The following is a 7,679-nucleotide window of genomic DNA, read 5'->3' on the forward strand; positions in this document are numbered from 1 at the left end:
CGCTCAGGCGCCGCGGGCCTCAGCGGTGGTGGGGTCGCGGCGGTTGACGGCGTCGCGGTCGGCGTTCCAGTTCAGCGCCGCCGGGGCGTGTTCGGGCACCGCCGGGTGCGCGGGGGCGATCGGGTCGAGACGGCGGTAGCCCTCGCCCTGCGCCGGCCGCAGATCCTCCTCGCCCTTGTTCGGCCACAGCGACGCCGCCCGCTCCGCCTGCGCGGTGATGGTCAGCGACGGGTTGACCCCGAGGTTCGCCGAGATGGCCGCACCGTCGACCACATACAGCGTCGGGTAGTTGTAGACGCGGTGGTAGGCGTCGATGACGCCGTGCTCGGCGCTGTCGCCGATCACCGCGCCGCCGAGGAAGTGTGCGGTCAGCGGGATGTTGAACAGTTCGCCCCAGGTGCCGCCGGCGACGCCGTCGATCTTCTCGGCGATGCGCCGCGTCACCTCGTTGCCGACCGGGATCCAGCTCGGGTTGGGCTCGCCGTGGCCCTGCTTGCTGTCGAGCATCCGGAACCCCAGCTTGGTCTTGCGGGTGAACGTGGTGATCGAGTTGTCCAGGTTCTGCATGACCAGCGCGATCATCGTCCGCTCACTCCAGCGCCGCGGGTTGAGCAGCCGCATGGTGCCGCGTGGATCGTTGCGGGCGTTGCGCACCAACTGCTTCCAGCGCGGCACATCGGTGCCCTCGGGGCCGTCGCCGTCGGTCATCAACGTCTGCAGCAGGCCCATCGCGTTGGAGCCCTTGCCGTAGCGGCAGGGTTCGACGTGCGTGTCGCCAGTGGGGTGGATCGAGGAGGTGATCGCCACGCCGTGCGTGAGCTTGAGGTCGTCGCGCGCCTCGAGCCGGCCGGCGCCGACGATCGATTCGGAGTTGGTGCGGGTCAGCAGCCCGAGCCGGTCGGAGAGCTTGGGCAGCCGGCCGGTGTCGCGCATCTTGAACAGCAGCCGCTGGGTGCCGTAGGTACCGGCGGCGAGGATCACCTGGTTGGCGGTGAAGGTGCGCTTGCCCTTGCGCACCCAGCGGTCGGTGCGGCGGGTCTGCACCTCCCACACCCCATCGGGCCGCTGCGCGAAGCTGGTCACCGTGGTCATCGGATGCACCTCGGCGCCACCCTTCTCGGCGAGGTACAGGTAGTTCTTGACCAGCGTGTTCTTGGCGTTGTGGCGGCATCCGGTCATGCATTCGCCGACCTCGATGCAGCCGCGCCGGGCCGGGCCGGCGCCGCCGAAGTACGGGTCGGCGAAGGTCTTGCCGGGCGCCTTCTCGCCGTCGGGGCCGAAGAACACCCCGACCGGCGTCGGCACGAAGGTGTCGCCGACGCCCATGTCGTCGGCGACCTCCTTCATGATGCGGTCGGCGTCGGTGAACGTCGGGTTGGTGACGACGCCGAGCATGCGCTGCGCCTGCGAGTAGTGCGGCAGCAGCTCGTCGTTCCAGTCGGTGATGTGCTTCCACTGCGGGTCGTTGAAGAACGGCTCGCGCGGCACGTAGAGGGTGTTGGCGTAGTTCAGCGAGCCGCCGCCGACGCCGGCCCCCGCCAGGATCATCACGTTGCGCAGCAGGTGGATGCGCTGGATGCCGTAACACCCGAGCTTCGGCGCCCACAGGAACTTCCGCAGGCGCCAGGAGTTCTTGGCGAAGTCCTCGTCGGCGAAGCGGGCGCCGGCTTCGAGGACGCCGACGCGGTACCCCTTCTCCGTGAGGCGCAGCGCTGAGACGCTGCCACCGAACCCCGAACCGATGATGAGGACGTCGTAGTCAGGCTGCATGACACCAGTATGGGTTACCGCCGGGTAACTTTCTAGACAGGTAGGCCTAACGTGTAAACCATTTTTCCCGCGAGCAGGCATGGACTCGCGTTCCATGGGGCTTGATCACGCGACTCTGCGACTGCTCGCGCCCGAGAGGTGAGCGCGCCCCGCGCCAGAGAGGCGAGTAGGCGCCCCTCCAGAGAGAGGTGAGGGCGCGTCCCGAGCGCGTCAGGCACCGACCGTCAGACCGACCTTCTGGAATTCCTTGAGGTCGCAGTAGCCCGCCTTGGCCATCGACCGGCGCAGCCCGCCGACCAGGTTCAGCGACCCGAACGGGTCGTCCGACGGACCGTTGAGCACCTGCTCGAGCGGCGGCCGCTCCCCCAGCGCGATCTGCAGCAGCGCACCGCGAGGCAGCGACGGATGCGCGGCGGCGGCGGGCCAGAACCAGCCCCCGGCCAGCGCCTCCTCGGCCGAGGCCAGCGGCGTGCCCAGCACCACCGCGTCGGCGCCACAGGCGATGGCCTTGGCCAGATCGCCGGAGGTGTGGATGTCGCCGTCGGCCAGCACGTGCACGTAGCGCCCGCCGGTCTCGTCGAGGTACTCGCGACGGGCGGCGGCGGCGTCGGCGATCGCGGTCGCCATCGGCACGCTGATACCGAGCACCTCGTCCGACGTGGTCACCCCGGACGTCGAGCCGTAGCCGACGATCACGCCGGCCGCACCGGTGCGCATCAGGTGCAGCGCGGTGCGGTGGTCGAGCACGCCGCCGGCGACGACCGGCACGTCGAGTTCGGAGATGAAGGTCTTGAGGTTGAGCGGCTCACCGTCCGACGCGACCCGTTCGGCCGAGATGATCGTGCCCTGGATGACCAGCAGGTCGATCCCGGCCTGCACCAGCGCCGGGGTCAGCGACTGCGCGTTCTGCGGGCTCACCCGCACCGCCGTGGTCACACCCGCATCGCGGATGCGCGCCACCGCGGCGCCGAGCAGGTCCGGATCCAACGGCGCGGCGTGCAGCTGCTGCAGCAGCCGGATCGCCGCCGACCCCTCGGGTTCCTTCTCGGCGGCCGCGACGACCTCGCGGATCTTCTCCTCCACGTCGGCGTGCCTGCCGATCAGGCCCTCACCGTTGAGCACCCCCAGCCCGCCGAGCTTGCCGAGCTGGATCGCGAACTCCGGCGACACCAGGGCATCGGTGGGATGGGAGAGCACCGGGATCTCGAACCGGTAGGCGTCCAGCTGCCACGCGGTCGAGACGTCCTTCGACGACCGGGTGCGCCGCGACGGCACGATGTTGATGTCACTGAGTTCGTAAGTGCGGCGGGCGGTTCTGCCCATGCCGATCTCGACCATGTCGCGCATGCGTTCAAACCCCGCGGGCGTAGTAGTTCGGCGCTTCGACCGTCATCGTGATGTCGTGCGGGTGGCTCTCCTTGAGGCCGGCCGCGGTGATCTGGACGAACTGCGCCTGCTGCAACTGTTCGATGGTGGCCGACCCGGTGTAGCCCATCGCCGCCCGCAGGCCGCCGGTGAGCTGATGGATGACCGTCGACAGCGGCCCGCGGAACGGCACCCGGCCCTCGATGCCCTCGGGCACCAGCTTGTCCTCGCTGAGCACGTCGTCCTGGAAGTAACGGTCCTTGGAAAAAGAGCCCCGGGAGGAGCCGCCCGTCGAACCCGCCGCGCCGCGACCCTGCATGGCGCCGAGCGATCCCATTCCCCGGTAGCTCTTGAACTGCTTGCCGTTGACGAAGATCAGCTCACCCGGCGACTCGGCGGTCCCGGCGAGCAGCGACCCGAGCATTGCGGTCGACGCGCCGGCGGCCAGCGCCTTGGCGATGTCCCCGGAGTACTGCAGCCCACCGTCGGCGATCACCGGCACCCCGGCCGGCGCGCATGCCGCGACCGCCTCGAGGATCGCGGTGATCTGCGGGGCGCCGACACCGGCCACCACGCGGGTGGTGCAGATCGAGCCGGGCCCGACGCCCACCTTGACCGCGTCGGCACCGGCCTCCACCAGGGCCGCCGCGCCCGCGCGGGTGGCGACGTTGCCGCCGATGACCTCGACCCGGTCGCCGAGCACGGTCTTCACCCGGTGCACCATCTCCAGCACCGACCGGTTGTGGGCGTGGGCGGTGTCGACGATCAGCACGTCGGCACCGGCGTCGGCCAGCGTCATCGCACGGGTCCACGCGTCGTCGCCGACGCCGACGGCGGCGCCGACCAGCAGCCTGCCGTCGGAGTCCTTGGTGGCGAGCGGGAACTGTTCGGTCTTGACGAAGTCCTTGACCGTGATCAGCCCGGTGAGCTTGCCGTGGCCGTCGACGATCGGCAGTTTCTCGATCTTGTGGCGCCGCAGCAGCCCCAGCGCCGCCTCCGCCGAGACACCCTCCTGCGCGGTGATCAGCGGCGCCTTGGTCATCACCTCGGACACCGGCTTGGACTGGTCGACCTCGAAGCGCATGTCGCGGTTGGTGATGATGCCGACCAACGCGCCGGCGTCGTCGACCACCGGCAGACCCGAGATGCGGAACCGCGCGCACATCGCGTCCACCTCGGCGAGCGTGTTGTTCGGCGAGCACGTCACCGGATCGGTGACCATCCCCGCCTCGGAGCGCTTGACGGTCTCCACCTGACCGGCCTGTTCGGTCAACGGCAGGTTGCGGTGCAGCACCCCCATGCCGCCGGCACGGGCCATCGCGATGGCCATCCGCGCCTCGGTCACGGTGTCCATCGCGGAGCTGACGAGCGGCACCCGCAGCCGGATGCGGCGGGTGAGCTGACTCGAGGTGTCGGCGGTCGCCGGCACCACGTCGGAGGCGGCGGGCAACAACAGGACGTCGTCGAAGGTCAGCCCGAGCATGGCGACCTTCGTCGGGTCGTCGCCGCCGGTCGGGACCGGTACGGCGATGGGAACGCTGCTTTCAGCGATCGACATGGGCGGGCCTCCAAGGGGGCTCAAACGGATACCCAATCCTATCCGCTGCCGCCCACTGCCTGATTTCTCCACGGGTGCCCTCCACCGGCAGGTCGCCACGCCGGTCACCGCTGGCGCGAAGACTGTGGGGCTGCGTAATGTGGGACACGTGCGAGACCACCTGCCGCCTGGTTTGCCGCCTGATCCGTTCGCCGACGATCCCTGCGATCCCTCGGCGGCGCTCGACGCGCTCGAACCCGGCCAGCCGCTGGACCCGCAGGAGCGGACGGCCGTCGAGGCCGACCTCGCCGACCTCGCGGTGTACGAAGCACTGCTCGCGCACAAGGGAATTCGCGGACTCGTCGTGTGCTGCGACGAATGCCAGCAGGACCACTACCACGACTGGGACATGCTGCGGGCGAACCTGCTGCAGTTGCTGGTCGACGGCACGGTCCGTCCCCACGAACCGGCTTACGATCCGGAACCCGACGCATACGTCACGTGGGATTACTGCCGCGGTTACGCCGATGCCTCGCTCAACGAGGCGACGTCGGACTCAGACGGCTACCGCTGAGTCACATCTCACTCCTGATTACCGCCGCTGCTCCCGTTACCGCCTGCATTGCCGTTGCCATTTCCGCCGCGGCCGGGACTACCGGGAATCTCGATCGGCACCTGAACCGGTAGATCGGCCAGCGTCGTCGTCACCGGGACACTCACGTCGGGGACCTCGATACGTGGGCTCGGCACTCGCGTCACGGGCGCCTCGACCGGAGGCGCCTGAACCGTCGGCGCCTCGACCGCCGGGGCCTGCTGACTCTCCTCGACGATCGGCGCCGACGTCACCACGGTGGTGGTGACGCCGGGAACGGCGGTGGTGGGCACCGGAGCGGACGACGGCGGCGGCGCCTCGACCGGCACCTCGTCGGTCGTCGGGGGCACGGACGACGGCGCCGAGGTGGGCGCCGCCGTCGTCGAGGTCTGCGTGCCCGGTGGCGACGGCGACGTCGGTGGTGCGGAGGTCGACGGAGTCGGCAGCGGCGACGTGGGCGCGGTCGGCGATGTCGGTGACGTCGGTGATGTCGGCGAGGTGGACGGTGTCGCCGGATCCGACGGCGCCGAAGTCGACGGCGGCGTGGCGTCGGGTGAGAGCAGCGCCGGCAACGGGATGTCAGACGGCACCTCGGGCAGGACGACGGGCGGCGCGTTCGGCGGCACCGTCGCGGCCGGGTCGCGCGTCTCCACCTTCACCGACAGCTGCTGCCACTGGTCGACGAGTTCCTGCTGACGCGCAGTGTCGTCGACCGCGGCCACCGTGGTGGTCAGCGTCTGCAACTTGTCCTGCGCGGCGGCCCAGTCACCTTGGTCGATGAGCTGCTGCACCTGCTGCATCTGGGTCTGCGCGGCCAGCGCGACCTGATCGTCACGGGTGGCCTGCTGGTCGCCGAAGAACATCGTGCGCAGCCCGTACAGGGCGTCGCCGGGGCCGGCGCCGTAGATCACCGAGCCGAAGCCGCCCAGGCACAGCACCGCGGCGGCCACCGAGCCGACGACGGCCAGCGACAGCCGGCGACGCCGGCCCGAGGAGGTGGCACGGTCGAGCGCGAGGGCCGCGTCGTGCGGTGTGAGCACCGTGGTCGGCGGGGTGTGACGCACCTCGTCCCGCCAGCCGGCCAGCAGGTAGGCCAGTTCGGCCTCGCCGGGATCGTGGGAGTAGACCGGTTGCTCGCCCGCCAGGGCGTCGATCAGCCGGTCGGTGCGGTTGATCTCGGGAAGCGACGGATCGCCCCCGTTGAAGCGTCTGCGATTGAAGTCAGGCATGGTCGTGCCCCGTCGAGATGATTTCGGCCTTGAGTCGCGCCAGGGCCCGGTGCTGAGCGACCCGGACGGCGCCGGCGGTGCTGCCGACCGCCTCGGCGGTCTCCTCGGCGCTCATACCGACGACGACGCGCAGGATCAGGATCTCGCGCTGCTTCTCGGGCAGTACGCGGAGCAGTTCCTGCATCCGCGCCGACGATTCGGCGTCGATGGCCATCTGCTCGGGCCCGGCCTCCGACGAGTACCGCTCGGGCACCACGTCGGTGGGGTCGGACTTGTTGCGCGACGCCGCTCGGTGGGCGTCGGCGATCTTGTGCGCAGCGATGCCATACACGAAGGCCAGGAACGGTCGTCCCTGATCCTTGTAGCGCGGCAGCGCCGTGATGGCGGCCAAGCACACCTCCTGCGCAACGTCGTCTGCTGACAGACCACTTCGTTCCGTTGCGCCGATCCTGGCCCGGCAGTACCGCACCACGATCGGCCGGATGGTCTCCAGCACTTCCCGGAGGGCGTCTCGGTTGCCTGCCACTGCCTCAGCGACGACAGCATCGAGACGGTCTCCCGAAATTGTCATCGTGGGCGATATCTCCAACGTTACGAACGGGGCGTATCCCGGCGGTTTGGCTCAGCTAAACAATAACGATCGCGACGGGGGCCACCGGACTAGTGATCAGACCACACGCCGCCCCTGTGACGGACAGTATCTGCGCTCACGTCCCGAATCGCCGTGACCTGCGTCGGCGTGTACGTCTCGCTTCCGATTCCGGCCAGCAGGCTGGCCAGCGCCCACCTCAGCGGGACGAGGCCGAGCGGGTCGGCGGCGGCGAGCGCGGCGTCGGCCACCGCGCGACTGTGAGCGAGGTCGCCGCGGCTGCACAGCGCGGCGGCCAGCACCACGTCGGACTTCACCCGATGCCGTGCCGACGGATGGTCCGCGGCCGCCGCGACCGCGCGTTCGGCGTGCTCGACGGCGCCCGCCCCGTCGCCCCGCATCATCGCGAGCTCGGCGCGCACCCAGGCCAGCCGCACGCCGAGCCGTCGGCCTCCCGCGACGTCGGTCGCGGCGGCCGCACGGTTCAGCAGCCGCTGCGAGGCGTTGAAGCGGCCCACGCCGAGCGCATCGGCGTCCAGCCCGGTCAACGCGTCGGCCGATGCGGCGGCGTCCGGGCCCGCCGCGGCCAGCGCCCGC

Annotated in this window: 7 protein-coding genes; 1 reads left to right on the forward strand and 6 read right to left on the reverse strand. The window is 70.4% G+C overall.

Features of this window, described 5'->3' with window-relative positions:
• Positions 1-3: 3 nt before the first annotated feature.
• The 3 genes from E4P42_RS17990 to guaB form a co-directional block, all read right to left on the reverse strand.
• Positions 4-1,770 carry a GMC family oxidoreductase gene (locus E4P42_RS17990; RefSeq protein WP_135127433.1) on the reverse strand — a complete coding sequence of 589 codons (1,767 nt, stop codon included), beginning with the start codon at positions 1,768-1,770 and terminating at the stop codon, positions 4-6.
• A gap of 210 nt (positions 1,771-1,980) precedes the next feature.
• Positions 1,981-3,108: a GuaB3 family IMP dehydrogenase-related protein gene (locus E4P42_RS17995; RefSeq protein WP_209305809.1), complete on the reverse strand. Its 1,128-nt coding sequence runs from the start codon at positions 3,106-3,108 to the stop codon at positions 1,981-1,983.
• Positions 3,109-3,121: 13 nt separating this feature from the next.
• Complete coding sequence (gene guaB, locus E4P42_RS18000) at positions 3,122-4,693, reverse strand: IMP dehydrogenase (protein WP_135127435.1); 1,572 nt, start codon at positions 4,691-4,693, stop codon at positions 3,122-3,124.
• Between the two features lie 148 nt (positions 4,694-4,841).
• Here guaB and E4P42_RS18005 point away from each other — a divergent pair, with 148 nt between their 5' ends.
• Positions 4,842-5,246: a DUF5319 domain-containing protein gene (locus tag E4P42_RS18005; RefSeq protein WP_011768106.1), complete on the forward strand. Its 405-nt coding sequence runs from the start codon at positions 4,842-4,844 to the stop codon at positions 5,244-5,246.
• A gap of 8 nt (positions 5,247-5,254) precedes the next feature.
• Here E4P42_RS18005 and E4P42_RS18010 read toward each other — a convergent pair whose 3' ends face one another.
• The 3 genes from E4P42_RS18010 to E4P42_RS18020 all read right to left on the reverse strand — a co-directional run.
• Positions 5,255-6,493 carry an anti-sigma-D factor RsdA gene (locus E4P42_RS18010; protein WP_135127436.1) on the reverse strand — a complete coding sequence of 413 codons (1,239 nt, stop codon included), beginning with the start codon at positions 6,491-6,493 and terminating at the stop codon, positions 5,255-5,257.
• Positions 6,486-7,064 (reverse strand): sigma-70 family RNA polymerase sigma factor, encoded by a 579-nt coding sequence (locus E4P42_RS18015; protein ID WP_135127437.1) that lies wholly within the window; start codon positions 7,062-7,064, stop codon positions 6,486-6,488. The genes E4P42_RS18010 and E4P42_RS18015 overlap by 8 nt, the downstream gene beginning before the upstream one ends.
• Before the next feature lie 89 nt (positions 7,065-7,153).
• Positions 7,154-7,679, reverse strand: a 526-nt coding sequence (locus E4P42_RS18020; protein ID WP_135127438.1) for a hypothetical protein, incomplete at its 5' end; no start/stop codon positions are given.

It is taken from the genome of Mycobacterium sp. PS03-16 (genome assembly GCF_004570325.1).
Classification (GTDB): Bacteria; Actinomycetota; Actinomycetes; order Mycobacteriales; family Mycobacteriaceae; genus Mycobacterium.